The sequence below is a fragment of the Mesorhizobium sp. M7A.F.Ca.CA.004.12.1.1 genome, from assembly GCF_003997835.1.
Taxonomy (GTDB): Bacteria; Pseudomonadota; Alphaproteobacteria; order Rhizobiales; family Rhizobiaceae; genus Mesorhizobium.
This window is the reverse complement of the sequence record NZ_RZRK01000047.1, coordinates 1-15,165: the sequence shown is the minus strand read 5'-3', so window position 1 is coordinate 15,165 and position 15,165 is coordinate 1. Positions and strand designations below refer to the sequence as shown.

At 64.5% G+C, this 15,165-nt stretch carries 14 protein-coding genes, 1 tRNA gene and 2 pseudogenes; 6 read left to right on the top strand and 11 right to left on the bottom strand.

Translation table 11 applies throughout. The annotated features are described in order from the left end of the window. From EN984_RS04415 to EN984_RS04400, 4 genes and pseudogenes are all read right to left on the bottom strand, one after another. A pseudogene (locus tag EN984_RS04415) lies at positions 1 to 355 on the bottom strand (ABC transporter permease); the annotation flags it as partial. Beyond that, a complete protein-coding gene (locus tag EN984_RS04410; protein WP_127269246.1) occupies positions 348 to 1,355 on the bottom strand; it encodes an ABC transporter permease in 1,008 nt (335 codons plus the stop codon). The pseudogene EN984_RS04415 and the gene EN984_RS04410, both read right to left, overlap by 8 nt. 89 nt (positions 1,356 to 1,444) lie before the next feature. Then, positions 1,445 to 2,974: an ABC transporter substrate-binding protein gene (locus EN984_RS04405; protein WP_127272536.1), complete on the bottom strand. Its 1,530-nt coding sequence runs from the start codon at positions 2,972 to 2,974 to the stop codon at positions 1,445 to 1,447. 110 nt (positions 2,975 to 3,084) lie between these two features. Next, entirely contained in the window at positions 3,085 to 4,659 is a 1,575-nt protein-coding gene (locus tag EN984_RS04400; protein ID WP_127271274.1) for an NAD(P)/FAD-dependent oxidoreductase, read from the bottom strand. 119 nt (positions 4,660 to 4,778) lie between these two features. Here EN984_RS04400 and EN984_RS04395 point away from each other — a divergent pair, with 119 nt between their 5' ends. The 5 genes from EN984_RS04395 (at position 4,779) to EN984_RS04375 (ending at position 11,467) form a co-directional block, all read left to right on the top strand. Continuing rightward, a complete protein-coding gene (locus EN984_RS04395) occupies positions 4,779 to 5,570 on the top strand; it encodes a cyclase family protein (protein WP_127271588.1) in 792 nt (263 codons plus the stop codon). 15 nt (positions 5,571 to 5,585) lie between these two features. Further along, positions 5,586 to 7,157, top strand: coding sequence for an NAD(P)/FAD-dependent oxidoreductase (locus EN984_RS04390; protein ID WP_127271586.1), 1,572 nt, complete (start codon positions 5,586 to 5,588; stop codon positions 7,155 to 7,157). Next, complete coding sequence (locus tag EN984_RS04385) at positions 7,157 to 7,639, top strand: MarR family transcriptional regulator (RefSeq protein WP_127270494.1); 483 nt, start codon at positions 7,157 to 7,159, stop codon at positions 7,637 to 7,639. The genes EN984_RS04390 and EN984_RS04385 overlap by 1 nt, the downstream gene beginning before the upstream one ends. Before the next feature lie 101 nt (positions 7,640 to 7,740). Beyond that, positions 7,741 to 9,894: an indolepyruvate ferredoxin oxidoreductase subunit alpha gene (locus tag EN984_RS04380; RefSeq protein ID WP_127271584.1), complete on the top strand. Its 2,154-nt coding sequence runs from the start codon at positions 7,741 to 7,743 to the stop codon at positions 9,892 to 9,894. Next, positions 9,887 to 11,467 (top strand): indolepyruvate oxidoreductase subunit beta family protein, encoded by a 1,581-nt coding sequence (locus tag EN984_RS04375; RefSeq protein WP_127269061.1) that lies wholly within the window; start codon positions 9,887 to 9,889, stop codon positions 11,465 to 11,467. Before EN984_RS04380 ends, EN984_RS04375 begins: the two co-directional genes overlap by 8 nt. 120 nt (positions 11,468 to 11,587) lie before the next feature. Here the strand turns inward: EN984_RS04375 and EN984_RS04370 are convergent, their stop codons facing one another. From EN984_RS04370 to EN984_RS04340, 7 genes are all read right to left on the bottom strand, one after another. Continuing rightward, positions 11,588 to 11,875, bottom strand: coding sequence for a hypothetical protein (locus EN984_RS04370; RefSeq protein ID WP_127269062.1), 288 nt, complete (start codon positions 11,873 to 11,875; stop codon positions 11,588 to 11,590). A 112-nt stretch (positions 11,876 to 11,987) separates the two neighbouring features. Continuing rightward, positions 11,988 to 12,443 carry a periplasmic heavy metal sensor gene (locus EN984_RS04365; protein ID WP_127269063.1) on the bottom strand — a complete coding sequence of 152 codons (456 nt, stop codon included), beginning with the start codon at positions 12,441 to 12,443 and terminating at the stop codon, positions 11,988 to 11,990. Further along, a complete protein-coding gene (locus tag EN984_RS04360; protein WP_127269064.1) occupies positions 12,440 to 12,892 on the bottom strand; it encodes a hypothetical protein in 453 nt (150 codons plus the stop codon). Before EN984_RS04360 ends, EN984_RS04365 begins: the two co-directional genes overlap by 4 nt. 86 nt (positions 12,893 to 12,978) lie before the next feature. Further along, positions 12,979 to 13,521: an RNA polymerase sigma factor gene (locus EN984_RS04355; RefSeq protein ID WP_127269065.1), complete on the bottom strand. Its 543-nt coding sequence runs from the start codon at positions 13,519 to 13,521 to the stop codon at positions 12,979 to 12,981. Between the two features lie 71 nt (positions 13,522 to 13,592). Next, a complete protein-coding gene (locus tag EN984_RS04350) occupies positions 13,593 to 14,024 on the bottom strand; it encodes an acid-shock protein (protein WP_127383646.1) in 432 nt (143 codons plus the stop codon). Positions 14,025 to 14,187: 163 nt separating this feature from the next. Next, the gene (locus EN984_RS04345; protein WP_023811455.1) at positions 14,188 to 14,376 is read right to left on the bottom strand and encodes a DUF2158 domain-containing protein; all 189 of its coding nucleotides are present in this window, start codon (positions 14,374 to 14,376) and stop codon (positions 14,188 to 14,190) included. A gap of 135 nt (positions 14,377 to 14,511) precedes the next feature. After that, positions 14,512 to 14,587: transfer RNA gene (locus EN984_RS04340), tRNA-Thr, on the bottom strand. Positions 14,588 to 14,918: 331 nt separating this feature from the next. On the opposite strand from EN984_RS04340, the pseudogene EN984_RS04335 reads away from it, so the two are divergent. Beyond that, positions 14,919 to 15,165, top strand: a pseudogene (locus EN984_RS04335) (hypothetical protein); the annotation flags it as partial.

Sequence of the window (15,165 nt, the reverse complement as noted above, 5' to 3'; positions counted from 1 at the left end):
GCGAGATGATGCGGTCGGCCCAACCGCCGAAATAGCCTGCGATCAGGCCTAGCGTCGAGCCGACCAGGCACGCAGCGACGGCTGCGGAAAAGGCGACGATGAAGGCGATGCGGCCGCCAAAGATCAGCCTCGACAACAGATCGCGGCCGAGGCTGTCGGTGCCGAGCCAATAGCCGGGTTCGGCTCCATTCATCCAGAATGGCGGCAACCGCTCCAGCATCAGATCCTGCGCCAGCGGATCCTGCGGCGCGACCAGCGGCGCGAAGATTGCCGCCAGAAGCGCCAGCAGCAGCCAGCCGCCGGCCAGCCACAGGCGTGGCGACACACCTCGCCTTCGAGCACGGCCCTCATCCATGGCGCAGCCTCGGATTGAGCAGCGCATACATCATGTCGACGCTGAGATTGATCAGCACGAACAGCAGCGCGAAGACCAGCACGATGCCCTGGATCAGCGGCAGGTCGCGGTTGATGACGGCGTCGATCGCCATATTGCCGAGGCCCTCATAGGAGAACAGCCGTTCGACGATGACGGTGCCGCCGATCAGGAAGGTGAACTGCACGCCGACCAGTGTCAGCGTCGGCAAAGCGGCATTCTTCAAGGCCTCGCGCAGGATGACCTGCGTTTCCGAAAAACCCTTCACCCGTGCCAGCACGACGTAGTCGAGGTCGAGCACTTCCTTCAGCGACTGTTTCAGCAGCTGCGAGATGATTGCTGCCAGCGGCAGCGCCAGCGCCACGGCCGGCATCAGCATGTGCTTCAGCAGATCCCAGGTGAGGTCGAGGCGCAGGCGCAACAGGCTCTCGAACAGATAGAACTGGGTGACGAAGGGCAGGTCCAGTTGCGGCGACACCCGCCCGGAAATGTCGAAGATCGGCACCAGCACGCCGAACAACAGGATCAGCACCAGGCCCCACAGGAAATCGGGAATCGAAAGCGCCGCGCCGCTGGCGATGTCGATGCCGACCTCGACCGCCGTGCCGCGTTCGCGCGCGCCGATGATCGCCGTCGTGCCGCCGATCGCCACCGCCATCACAAGCGCGACGATGGCGAGTTCCAGCGTCGCCGGCAGCCGGTTGAAGACGAGACCCAGCACATCCTGCCGCAGCGAAATCGAAGTGCCGAAATCGCCCCGGGCCACGCCCGACAGCCAGATGAAGAATTGCTGGACGATGGTCTTGTCGAGGCCGTAGAGCGCGCGCAGCCGGGCAATGTCGGCATCCGTCGCGCCGGGCGGCAGCATCATGGCGATCGGATCGCCGGGTGCGACGCGGATCACGACAAAGACGACGACGGCCACGCCGAACAGCGTGATCAGCATCGTCAGAAGGCGGATCAGGAATCGTTGCAGGAGCATGTAAATCTTTGCAGGAGCTCGTTGGCTCGTATGCCGGATAGAAATGCGCGCCGTCGCTATGGACGGCGCGCGGCAATTCCAGGCCGATGTCAGGCCGGGGTCATCAGGGCCGGCAGCAGCGCGCCGGACACATGCTGCACCACATTGACGCCCTTGGCATGCACGATCGGCTGCGCATACTGGATCAGCGGCAGCACATAGGCCTGCTCGGCGATGTATTTGTCGACAGCCTTCCAGCCGGCGATGCGCTTGGCCTCGTCCTTTTCGCCCCACAGCGGGTTGATCATGTCGATCAAATCCTGGCTGTCCCACACCGAATGCGGGCTCGGGCCGTACATGGCAAAGCCGGTCGAGGTGGTCGGATCGCCGATGGCATTGCCCCAATTGTAGAAGGCGGACGGCGCCAGCTTGTCGGCGGCGCGCAGTTCGTAGTGCTTGGCGATCTCGTAGACTTCGATCGTCGCCTCGATGCCGACCTTGCGCCACATGCCGACGATCGCCTGGATCATCTCATAGTCCTTGGGCTTGAAGCCCTTGGTCGTCTGGATGGTGAACTTGACCGGCTTTTCCGGCGAATAGCCGGAAGCGGCGAGCAATTCCTTGGCCTTTTCCGGATTGTGCTCGACCTTGATCGACGCGTCGTAGGATGCGTATTCCGGCGTTTCCAGCGTATCGATCGGCTGGCCGTAGCCGCGCAGCAGGCGATCGACCAGAAGTTTCTTGTCGACGGCCATCACGGCGGCCTGGCGGACGTTCTTGTCCAGCATCGCCTCGATGTCGTTGAAGAAGATCATGCCGATGTCGGAAACGTTCTTGCACGAGCCGGCCAGCCCGTCCTTGGCGATCAGCCGGTCATACTCCTCATAGGGAATTTCGAGCGTCACTTGCGAGGAGCCGGATTCGATCTCGGCGACGCGGCTTGCCGCGTCGGCGACGAACTTGATCGTCACATTCTCGAAGGCCGGCTTGCCGCCCCAATAGTTCGGATTGGCCTTGAGCCGCAGGAAGGCGTTGCGCTCGAACTTTTCCACCATGTAGGGGCCGGTGCCGATCGGCGCCTTCTCGAAACCTTCGGCGCCGACCTTCTCGTAGTAGGCCTTCGGCATGATGTAGCCGGTCAGGAACGACATCCATTTGAAATAGACCGGGTCGAACTGCACGACGTCGCCCGTGATTTTGTTGCCGTCGATCTTGAAGTTGTTGACGTTCTTCCAGACGAACTGGATCGGGTTGCCCGTCTTCTCGTCGCCTGCCCGCTGCAGCGACCAGACGACGTCCTCGGCCGTGAACGGCGAGCCGTCATGCCAGGTCACGCCTTCGCGCACCGTCATCATGATCTTGGTGCGGTCGTCGTTCCAGCCCCATTCGGTGAGCAGGCCAGGCGCGAAGGACAAATCGGGCTTCTGCGGGATGAATTGGTCGAACACCGACTGGTAAAGCCCCTGGATGGTCGGGTTGACGGCCGACGGGCCGGTGGTCGGATCCCAGGATGGCAAGTTGACGTTGTAGGCGATGGTCAGTTCGCCGGCCGCTGCCTTGGCGATCTGCGGCAGGCCGACGGCGGCCGCCCCGAGTGCCGCGGCGCTGTATCCCAGCAATTCACGTCTGTTGATTGTCATGGTCGTTCCCCTTGTTGGTTTTGTTTCTGCGCGGCGTCTTCAGGTCATTGGTTCAGGCTTCTCGGGCAGCAGCGCCTTGCCCCTCGTAGCCTCAAGGAAATCCTCGGCTCCTACCTCCCGCCAAGCTGTTGCGCGAGCATGAAGCCCGACGCCGCACCGGTGCCGGCGCCCGGCCATGTCGCGGCCCCGGTGAGGTGCAGATTGGCCACCGGCGTGTTCCATCCGGCATAGCCGCGCGCCGGGCGGAACAGGAAATTCTGCGCCAGATGATGGCTGCCGCAGACCTGGTCGCCACCGACGAGATTCGGGTTCTCGCGCTCGAGATCGATGGGCGAAAACACGGCCCGGCCGAGGATCTGGTTTCGCAGGCCGGGCGCATAGGTCTCGATGATGTCGAGGACACGCTCGGCGTAGGCTTCCTTCACCTTGTCCCAATGGTCCGGTGCGATCTTGCCGGCGGCATCGCCCAGGATTTCGGCGGGCAGCATGCGCACCTGCACCCACAGCACATGCTTTCCCTGAGGCGCCCGCGATGGGTCGATCGCCGTCGGCTGGCCGACGACCAGCACCGGTTCGTCCGGCAGCATGCCCGCCATCGCATGCTGATAGGTGCGCGACATGGCGTCGAGCGAGGGCGACAGATGCACATAGGCGAACTGCCGAAGCTCCGCTCCGGCACGCCAGTCGGGCAGATCGTCCAGCGCCAGATGGATCATCATCGTGCCCGGTGCGTGGCGGAACTTTTGCATCGCCGAGTCGAAGCCGGCGTCGCCGGAACCATTGGGCAGCAGCTTGCCAGTCAGCGCCTTGGGCGCAACGCCGGCAATGACTGCCCTTGTGGCGGTATGGGTCTCACCGGAAGCAAGCCGCACGCCGGTCGCCCTGCCGGCGGAAACCGTGATCTCGGCCACTCCGGCGCCGGTGACGATCTTGCCTCCAGCAGATGTGACCATGCCCGACAGCGCCTTAATGATGGTGTCGGCGCCGCCTTTGCCCAGCACCATGCCGAAACTCTGGTTGGCCATCGATTCCAGATAGGGGAAGACGGCACCGCCGGCGATGTCGGGCGCGAAGTCGAGATGCATGCCCCAGGTGGCGAGCGTTGCCCTGATATGCGGCGACTCGAAATTCTCCTCCAGCCAGGCGCGGGGCGAGGACAACAGCAGCCGGCCCGTATCGAGCGCCCCGGACATGCCCTTCTTGCGCCACAGGTTCCACGCCGTGCCGGCAAGCGCGCTGGCGCGCATCGGCGATCCCAGCAGCCGGAACAGGTGTTCGGCCTCAGCCGGGAAGGCGGCAACCAGCCTGCGCCATGTCTGGGCGTCGGCGGCGGAGAAGGCGGCGATGCGCGCGGCGGTCTTTTCCAGATCGTTGCTGACGCCGAACCAGCGTCCGTCGGGGAAGGCGCTGGCGAAACAGTCGACGACCGGGGCGAACTCCAGCCCCTGCGCTTTCAATTCATTTGCATATTTCCGGTGGAAGGCCGAGCCGGCGAAGAGGCTCAGATTCATCGCGCCGAAATCGTGGCGGAAGCCGGGAAGGGTGAATTCGCGTGTCTGGACGGCGCCGCCGATTGTTGCACTGCCCTCGAAAATCCCGGTTTTCCAGCCTTTGAGCGCCAAATGCGCGGCGCATGCCAGACTGTTGTGGCCCGCCCCGACAAAGATGGCGTCGAACTCGCTCACGCCTCGTCCCCATTTCCTTTATGCTTAAAGATAATTGCAGATGCATATGTTTTCGTCTAGTAGGATATTAAGGGCCGAGACGAGCCTTGATCATCACACGAAAGAGGGAACTTCAAACCATGGACACCCAAAAACTCCTCGGCGAAGTCGCCGGCCAGCTTCTTTCAGGCGCCATCAAGGTGGTCGACCTGTCGGCGCCACTCGGGCCGGACACGCCGTTGATCAAGCTGCCGCCAGAACTCGCCGTCGACACGCCGAAGGTCGAGATCCACAACATCTCCCGTTACGACAAGAACGGTCCGTGGTGGGCCTGGAACTGGCTGAAGCTCGGCGAGCATTCGGGCACGCATTTCGATGCGCCGCAGCATTGGATCAGCGGCAAGGATTATCCGGACGGCGCCACCGACACCATTCCGGCGCAGAATTTCGTCGGCCCGGTCAATGTCATCGACTGTTCGAAGGAAGCCGCCGCCGACCCCGATTTCCTGCTCACCGTCGACCACATCAAGGCCTGGGAAGCCGAGCATGGCGCGATCAATGCTGGCGAATGGGTGGTGATGCGCACCGACTGGTACAAGCGCAACGGTTCGGAAGCCGAGTTCCTCAACGCCAACGAGACCGGGCCGCACACGCCGGGGCCGACGGCCGAAGCCATCCAGTTCCTGATCAGCAAGGACATCAAGGGCTGGGGCTCGGAGACGATCGGCACGGATGCCGGCAAGGCCGGCGGCATGGAGCCGCCATTCCCGGCGCACACGCTGATGCACAAGGCCAACCGCTACGGTCTTGCCAGCCTCTGCAACCTCGACCAGCTGCCGCCGAAGGGCGCCATCCTGATCGCGGCGCCGCTCAAGATCGAACATGGCACCGGCAGCCCGATCCGCGCGCTGGCGCTGGTTTCGAAGGGCTAAGCGAAAGCGTTTGCCGTGACCCAGCCGGATCACATCATCGTCGGCAGCGGCATCAACGCACTGGTCTGCGCGGCGATGCTCGGGGGCAAAGGGGCGCGTGTGCTCGTCCTGGAGCGCAACGACCGCATCGGCGGCTGCCTGCGCACCGAGGAGATCACCGCGCCCGGCTTCATCCATGACGTGATGGCGACGACCTTCGTGCTGTTCATCACCTCGCCGGCCTTTGCGGCACTGGGCGCCGACCTCGCGCGCCACGGGCTGGAGTTCTGCCACACGGGAACGCCGACCGGCGTGCTGCGGCCGGACGGCAGCCATGCCGTGCTCAGCACCGACCGTGCCGCCAACGTCGTCGCCCTTAATGCGATCGCGGCAGGCGAGGGCGACCGCCACGCGGATGATGTCGGCGGCATCGAGCGCAATGCCGGCCTGCTGTTCGGCCTGCTCGGCGGCAGCCTGTGGTCCTATCCGACAGCGAAGCTGCTGGCCGGTGATGGCTGGCGCCGTGGCCCGCGTGGCCTTGCCGCCTTTCTCGGCGAGGCACTCGTGCCGGCGCGCGGCTGGCTCGAAAGCACCTACCAGTCCGAAACCATCCGTGCGTTGTGGGCACCCTGGGTACTGCATGCTGGATTAGGCCCTGAAGATGCGTTCTCCGGCCAGATCGCCAGGGTTATCGCTTTCGCGCTTGAGGCGGCGGGCGCGCCGATCGTCAAGGGTGGCGCGCAGAACCTGCTGGCGGCCTTCGAGGCTTTGATCCGGGAACGCGGCGGCGACATCCGCACCGGCGCCGACGTCGCTTCGATCGTTCAAAGCAATGGCCGGGCAACCGGCGTGCTGCTGGCCTCGGGTGAGACAATCACGGCCAACAAGAGCGTCATCTGCTCGGTCACCCCGACGCAGCTCTATGGCAGGCTGCTTGGCGCGGATGCTCCCAAAGCCGATGTCGAGGCGACGCGGAAATACCGCTATGGCAAAGGCAATTTCCAGATCCACTACGCCCTGGACAAATCGCCAGCATGGCGGGGCGAAGGCCTGGACAAGGTGGCACTGCTGCATCTGACGCCTGGGCTGGATGACGTCTCGAAAGCCTGCAACGAGGCGGCGCGCGGTATGCTGCCGGAGGTGCCGACCATCTGTGTTGGCCAGCCGCATGCGCTCGACCCGTCGCGCTGCCCGGAAGGCAAGGCGGTCCTCTGGCTGCAACTACCCGAGGCGCCTCGCCACATCAAGGGCGACGCCGCCGGCAAGCTGCAGGCACCAGCGGACGGGCAATGGACCGATGTGCTGCGCGAAGCCTATGCCGATCGCGCTGAAGCGATCCTCGCCAGCCATATCGAGGGCTTCAAGGACAGCGTCATTGCGCGGCGCGCCTATTCGCCGGCCGATCTCGAGGCGATGAACATCAATCTGGTCGGCGGCGATCCCTATGGCGGTTCCTCGACCATCGACCAGTCCTTCCTTTGGCGGCCGTTCAAGACCAGCCGCAACCATCAGACCGGCATCAAGGGCCTCTACCATATCGGCGCCTCGACCCACCCGGGGGCCGGCCTTGGCGGCGGTTCCGGCTTTCTCCTGGCGGGGAGGCTGTGATGGAAGAGAAGGTCACTGAGAAGCGCCAGCGCATTTCGACCCTGGGGCAGATCGGCCTGCAGCAATTCGCGCCCTATCTGATGAACCGCATCATGGGCCGCTACAACGCCACCTTGCGCGACGATTTCCGCAAGCAGGGCCTGACCATTCCGCAGGTGCGCACGCTGGCCGTGCTGTCGGTCACCGACGGCATCACCGTCAACGACCTCTCGGTCTATACGGTGATCGAGCAGTCGACCTTGAGCCGGACGCTCGACTCACTGGAGGGCCAGGGTCTGGTACGGCGCGAGCAGGGCGTCACCGACAGCCGCATCCGCCATGTGTTCCTGACCGATGAGGGCCGCGCCGAGTTCACCCGCGCCTGGCCGGCCATGCACGATGCCTTCGAGGCGATGTTCGACGACATCGACGACGCCGAATATTCCGCACTCATCGCCACGCTTTTGAAGATGCTGAAGAACATTCGCAAGCACGACATCTAGCATGACCCCGAAAAGTGGATCCCGGTTTTCGGAAGAGGTCATGCTCAAGCAGATAGACCTACGCGCCGCCAGCCTCAGGCGGTAACGGAAGGATTGAAAAAATGGCCGAACGGTCTTTTGCCAAGGAAGTCGAGAAACTCCGGCTCGGCGCCGGCGAGGAGTTTGCCGGCGAAGGCATCCTCGCTATCACCAAGGCGCTGCTGCAATGCGGCGTCGGCTATGTCGGCGGCTATCAGGGCGCGCCGATCAGCCATCTGATGGACGTGCTGGCCGACGCGCAGGATATCCTGGGCGAGCTCGGCGTGCATTTCGAGGCCAGCGCCTCGGAAGCCACCGCCACCGCCATGCTGGCCGCCTCGGTGCACTACCCGATCCGTGGCGCCGCGACCTTCAAGTCGACGGTCGGCACCAATGTCGCCTCCGATGCGCTCGCCAATCTCGCCTCCGGCGGGGTCACCGGCGGCGCGCTGATCATCGTCGGCGAGGACTACGGCGAGGGCTCCTCGATCATGCAGGAGCGCAGCCACGCCTTCGCCATGAAAAGCCAGGTCTGGCTGCTCGACCCGCGCCCCAATCTGCCATCGATCGTCAAGGCGGTGGAGGACGGTTTCGAACTGTCGGAGATTTCCAACACGCCGGTCATGCTGCAGGTGCGCATCCGCTGCTGCCACGTCCACGGCCATTTCATCGCCAAGGACAACAAACGGCCGCCGATGACTGTCGCCGATGCGCTTGACGCACCGCGCCGCGACACCGGCCGCATCGTGCTGCCGCCAGCGTCCTTCCTGCATGAGAAGGAGAAGGTGCAGAAGCGCTGGCCGGCGGCGGTGGACTTCATCGCCAAGAACAAGATCAACGAGTTCTTCGGCTCGGATCATGGTTCGGTCGGCATCGTCCTGCAGGGCGGCATGTACAATTCGGTCATCCGCGCGCTGCAGCGGCTCGGCCTTGCCGACATTTATGGCGACACCGACGTGCCGCTCTATGTGCTCAACGCCGTCTATCCGCTGATCGATGACGAGTTCCTGTCATTCTGCGAGGGCAAGCAGGCGGTGCTGGTCGTCGAGGAAGGCCAGCCCAACTACATCGAACAGGCCTTTGCTTCGATGCTGCACAAGGCCGGTCGCGGCACCAGGCTGGTCGGCAAGGAGTACCTGCCGATGGCCGGCGAATACACCGGCCAGGTCATGCTTGACGGCATCGGCGCCTTCCTGCGCGCCGATGCGCCGCATCTTCTGCCCGGCGAAGTGCGCGCGCCCAACAAGGTCGGTGACGGCGTCGACGCAGCCGACCTGATCAATGTCGTGCCGGGCCGTCCGCCGGGCTTCTGCATAGGCTGCCCGGAACGGCCGATCTTTGCCGCGACCAAGCTGGTCGAGCAGGAACTCGGCAAGCACCATATCGCATCCGACATCGGCTGCCATTTGTTCTCGATCATGCCGCCTTTCGAACTCGGCGCCACCACCATGGGCTATGGCCTGGGCCCGGCCTCCGCCTCAGCCTTCAATTCGCCCGATGCCAAGCGCCGCTCGATCTCCTTCGTCGGCGATGGCGGCTTCTGGCACAACGGCCTGACCTCTTCGATCGGCAATGCGGTTTTCAACAAGAACGACGGCGTCATCGTCATCGTCGACAATTTTTACTCGGCGGCCACGGGTGGGCAGGACATCCTCTCGTCCCGCGCCGGCAACAAGACCAAGTCGACGAAACATCCGATCACCGAGGCGGTCAAAGGCATGGGTGTCAAATGGCTGCGCCATGTCGACCGCACCTATGACGTGACCAAGATGCAGGACACGCTGCGCGAGGCGCTGACGACGGACGAGAAAGGGCCGAAGGTCATCGTCGCCTCGTCCGAATGCATGCTCAACCGGCAGCGCCGCGAAAAGCCGCTGGTCGACAAGGCGATCAAGGGCGGGACCCGTGTCGTGAAACCGAAATTCGGTGTCGATGAGGATATCTGCACGGGCGACCATGCCTGCATGCGGCTGTCCGGCTGTCCCTCGCTGTCGGTCAAGTCAACAGACGATCCGCTGCGCGACGATCCGGTCGCTCATATCGACCAGAGCTGCGTCGGCTGCGGCAATTGCGGCGAGGTCGCCGATGCGGCAGTGCTCTGCCCATCCTTCTACCGCGCCGACGTCGTCCACAATCCGAGCCGCTGGGACCGTTTCCTGGAAGCCGCGCGCCGCGCCACCATCAGCCTGTTGCAGCGACGCCGCGAAAGCCGGCGGCTGACCTTCGCCGATGCTTGACGCTGTCCCCCCACTTCGCGCCCGCGCCGGCGCTCAGGATAGCGAGCGTGTCATCAAGCTCGCCGTGCTGGCGGTCGGCGGCCAGGGCGGTGGCGTGCTCGCCGACTGGATCACCGATGTCGCCGAGCGCAACGGCTATGTTGCGCAATCGACCTCGGTCGCCGGTGTCGCCCAGCGTACCGGCGCCACCATCTATTATGTCGAGATGGCCCGCGACACCGGCCGGCTGCCGGTCTTTGCCCTGTCGCCGTCGCAGGGCGATGTCGACATCCTGATCGCCGCCGAATTGATGGAAGCCGGCCGTGCCATCATTCGCGGCTTCGTCACGCCCGACCGCACCACGCTGATTGCCTCGTCGCACCGCATCGCCGCCGTGTCGGAAAAGATCGAACCGGGCGATGGCCGGGCTTCGTCCTCCAAGGTGCATGCGACGGCGGAAGCCGCATCGAAGCGCTTCATCGCTTTCGACATGGAAAAGATCGCAGCCGACAATGGCTCGATGATCTCGGCCAGCCTGCTTGGCGCGCTAGCGGGGTCCGATGCGCTGCCCTTCACCCGCGAGAGCTACGAACAGGCGATCGGTGCCGGCGGCCGGGGCGTCAAGGCCAGCCTTGCTGCCTTCGGCGCTGCGTTTGACCGCGCGCGCGGCACGGCAGCACCGGCGCAGAAGCCGGCTGAGCCCGCGATTGTCGAATCTGCCCTGGGCACAGGACAGGTGAGTGGCCCGCAAAACCTGCTGCAGGGCTGGCAGGCCTTGGCTGACCGCATCGACCTGTTGCCGGTAGCCGTACGCGACATGGCACTTCGGGGCTTGAGAAAGGTCGTCGACTATCAGGACATCGCCTATGGGCGCGAGTATCTCGACCGGTTGGACAAGGCCGTCGCGCTAGACGGGCCGCTTCAGGGCTATGGCCTGTCGATCGCTGCTGCCAAGCATCTGGCCAACGCGCTATGCTACGACGACATGATCCGCGTCGCCGATCTCAAGACGCGCTCGACGCGCGGCAAACGTGTGCGCCGCGAGGTCGGCGTCAAGGACGGCTCGATCCTGCAGGTGACCGAATATTTCCACCCGCGCATCGAGGAGTTCTGCGGCACGCTGCCGGCGGGTCTGGGCAGCTACATCGAGGACCGCCCGAAGCTCGCCGCCCTTCTCGATCGCCGCATCAATCATGGCCGCCGCATCCGCACCGACAGTTTTGCCGGCTTTGCCGCTTTGTGGTTCATCGGCGGCCTGCGCCGCTGGCGCCGTAGTCTGCTGCGCCACAAGGTCGAGGTCGCGCATCTCGATCGCTGGTACGCGCTGGCTCTCGACCATGTGCCCCAGGACTACGCACTGGCCGTCGAGATCCTCAATTGCCGCCGGCTGATCAAGGGCTACAGCGACACCCATGTCCGGGCACAGTCGAAATTCGACCGCGTGCTGTCGGCGCTCGACCTGGTCAAGGGCCGAGCCGACGCCGCCGACTGGATCCGCCGCCTGCGCGAGATGGCGCTGAAGGACGAGAAGGGCGACATGCTCGACGGCGCGCTGAAGACGGTGGCGACGCTGGGGCCGGACCCAATCGGCTGAGATATCTAGCGGGCGTCCACGGATTGGAGCGGCGCTAACCTTAACTCCGGGCTGGCTGACAGGATTGCCCGTGCGCCGGCGCTGACGCGGGGCCAGGTGCCTGGCCCCGCCGTGCTTCGATCAGTTATGGTGCCAGCGGCGCCAGTGATGGTGCGGGTGCCAGCCATAGACCGGAGCGTGCCAGTAATGGTAGTGCGGGCGCACGACGACGACGCCGTTCGGCACGCAACGGCCCCATCGGTTCGGGTGCCAGCCGATGCCGCACCCCCAGCGGACATGCTCGACCAATGCCGGGGCGGCCGGATGGGTTACAGACATGACGGGCATCGCGCTGGACGCGGTGGCGGTCACGACAGTTCCACTGACCGCCAGGATAGCGGCTGCTGCATAGTTTTTCAGGCGACTCATAATTGGGCTCCGAGTGCATTCGAGTTTGAAGATGGCCGCCCGGCACGGTGCGATCGGGCAGGCTTGTCCCTTCTCTTCATTAAACGGCGTCTCGAGCATTTTCCGTCGGTCGTCATGGCGATTTTTTCGGCGCCACGGCAGCGCGGCGTTCCATGTGGCGCAGCAATGCCTGTGCCAGCACGCTCCGGTTTTCGGGTGATGTGTTCGCCGCGAAGTCGACAATGGCCTGCTCGAGCCGGGTGCGAACCGTCGCGTCGGCGTTGCGTGCCCGCTCCAGGGCCGCCGACACGGCGGCCTTGTCCATGACAGGCTGTTGCAGCAGGTCCGCTGCCTGCTGCCTGGCCTGCTGGCCATCGAGAATGATCTGACGGGACTGCACGCGAACCTGGCGCAGCGCCTCGCGGAACGCCTTGCGATCCTGGTCGGGAAGTTGTCGGCCGGCCGATTCCAGCGAGACACCTGTTTTGGCATTTCTCAGCCAGACCGCACCGCCGACGAATGCGCCGGCAAGAAAGACGTTCAGCACCACGGAAGCAATAACCAGACCACGGACCCAGCGCGTGCTCATAGGCTTTCCTCACCGTTCTCGGCAGCGGGGCCGGCATCGCCAAACGCCGTCGCATTGGCATCCAGCACATAATGGTCCGGCTGGACCTCCGGCGTGACGATGGTCACCAGGGCCAGCCCTGCCACGGCACCGGCCAGACCAATGCCGGCAAGTCCCAGCCCCAGCCACCAGAACCGCTTACGCCGGCGCTGGACGAGGTGCCGGCCGGCAGCCTGCAGAATGCTGCCGTGCAGTGCCTTGTCCGGGGCGTCGACGCGGTAGCTGTCGAGCAGCGCGTCAAGTGTCCCGGCCTGCCTCAAGATGGCCTTGCCCGCGCCGCTCGCGGCAAAGACCGTGCCGGCCATTCGCTCAGCCTCGGGCCATCGCCGCAAGTCGCCGCCATAGGCCTGGGCCAAGACGGCAAAGCGCCTGGCATCCATTGCGGGTTCGTTCCTGGATCCTTCAGCCATGTGTCGCCCCCTTGCCCGTCGGCGCCGGGCGCCAAGCGGCACCAGCAAGGCGCAATGGCCGTGGTGCGTTGGTGCTTGCCCGGTGCTTACTCATCGGCGCCATCCCCCGCCAGGATCGCCTGCAGCGACCGCCGGCCGCGCGCAAGCAGGCTCTCCAGGGCATCGACGCTGATCTGCAAGGTCGCTGCCGCCTCGATATTGGACATCTCCTGATAGTAGACCAGAACGATGGCTTCGCGCTGGCGCGGCGCTATGGCTTGCAGCGCCCGTTCGACCCGAAGCGCTTCCTCCTGGCGAGGGGCATCGGGAAGTGCCGCGGGGTCGACCATCTCCGGCAGGTCGCCGGTCACCCACTCGCGCCTGCGACGCAGCCGGTCGTAGCAAAGGTTGAGCGTCACCCGGTGGATCCAGCTGTCGAAGCGCGCATTGCCGCGCCGCCAGCTCGCGGCATGGCGCCAGATCCGCACGAAGGTTTCCTGGGCGACATCCTCGGCCTCCGCCGCATCGCCGAGCATGCGCACGGCAAGCGCCAGGATACGCGGCAGCTTGCGCGCGACGAGGGTTTGCACCGCTGCCGGCTCGCCGGCGCCAACACGGCGAACCAGCTCCTCGTCCGGATCCGCAGCCATCAGTCGGCGAACTCCCGATATTCATCGCGCGTCATTGCCTCTTGGTCATTGCTCCCTGCTTGACCTCTTGGTCATTGCTTCGGCTTGGGAGCGGTTTTGTGGCCCGGCAGTTCGTCGGCCGTCAAAATGCCGTCGGCATTCTTGTCCAGCCGGGCGAAGCGCCTGGCGAAGAATGCATCGAGTTCGGCGCGATCGATGAAGCCGTCATGGTTGGAATCGATCCGCGCGAAGGATTTGGCGGCGTCGCCCTTGACGTTGCGCTTCGTCTGAAAGGCCTCCCATTCCAGCAGGCTGATCTTGCCGTCGCCATCCGTGTCGGCCGCCATGATCGCCTTTTCGCGCCGCTTCTGGAATTTGGCCAGCGTGATGTCGGACCTGGTCCCCGAAGCGCCTGGCGCGGCAAGTGGCGCGGCGGTCGGCGGTGCAGGCGGCGTCGTTGCCTGGGCGAAAGCCGCAACGGGCTGCAAACTCAAGGCAACGACTGATATCGAACGGCGGATCATGCTGTGCGTCTCCAGGTTGGCGCGACGCAGACGGCTTGTGCCGCCATCGCGCTTCAACCGTTAAACGCCGCGACCCGGAAAATCCGTCGGTCGCGCCTGCTGATCCGTTCACGCCCGGACAAAAGAGGGTGCCCATCCCGGCTCGATCGGGATGGAAGGAACTCTAGTCCGACTGGTCGGCCGCAATCAGTTGTTCGGGCTTGAACCCGGCATGTTGCGGGGTCCACACCTCGCCCTCGCGATTGAACCAGTGGCACAGATACATGCCCGAGGCTGCCCCATCGCTGATCGTCATCCTGGGACCTCCGGATTTCAGCCTGACGACGTCTCCGGTCTTGAAATTGTTGGGCATTTTTGACCTCCCATGCTGAGGCCATGATTTTCACACCAAACCGGTGTCTCGACAATGGCAGATCTGCCAGGCCGGCGCCGCAATCCTTTGCACCAGCTGCGAAGGGGCAGACAGACGACAAAAATGGAGGAGGAATGGTGCCGCTTGCGTGACTCGAACACGCGACCCCCGCATTACGAATGCGGTGCTCTACCAACTGAGCTAAAGCGGCCCAGGAAGCCAAGGCCTCCAGGATGCGGCGGTGATAGACGCAACCGGGCGCGAATTCAAGATGCGACTTGGCAATTCCTGCGTCGGCGTCGTGGCACCCTCGAAAGCCGGCCGCCGCCTTGTCCGCCAATCAATCGCCAAGGGAATGCGGCGCACGGTGCGTGTGCTCCCTGTGCGCGAAAATCGGCGAAACATGCTGATTTTGTTGCCGGAACAGCGCCGGAATGGACTTTGCACACCTCTGCGAGGCAGAATACGCCGCTCGCCCGTTGATTGATTGGTCGCCTGCGGCTAACGATCACGGCAAGGTTGGCAAAGACAGAGGGACCCGCTTGGACGCGATCGAAAAAGCGATCCGGAACGCCTTGGAGAAAGGCAATGCCGAGGACCGCGCGTTCCGCGAGAGGGTCTATCGCTCGGCTTTTGCCGCGCTCGATCGCGCGCTCCAGGCCAATCCGGGTGTGACCGTTGAGGTCGCCATCAAGCGCCGCAAGGCAATTCAGGCGAAAATCACCGAAATCGAATCCGAGTTCCTGCCGGCGGTGCCGGATGTCGGTCCGCAGGGCGATGCACCGGCGG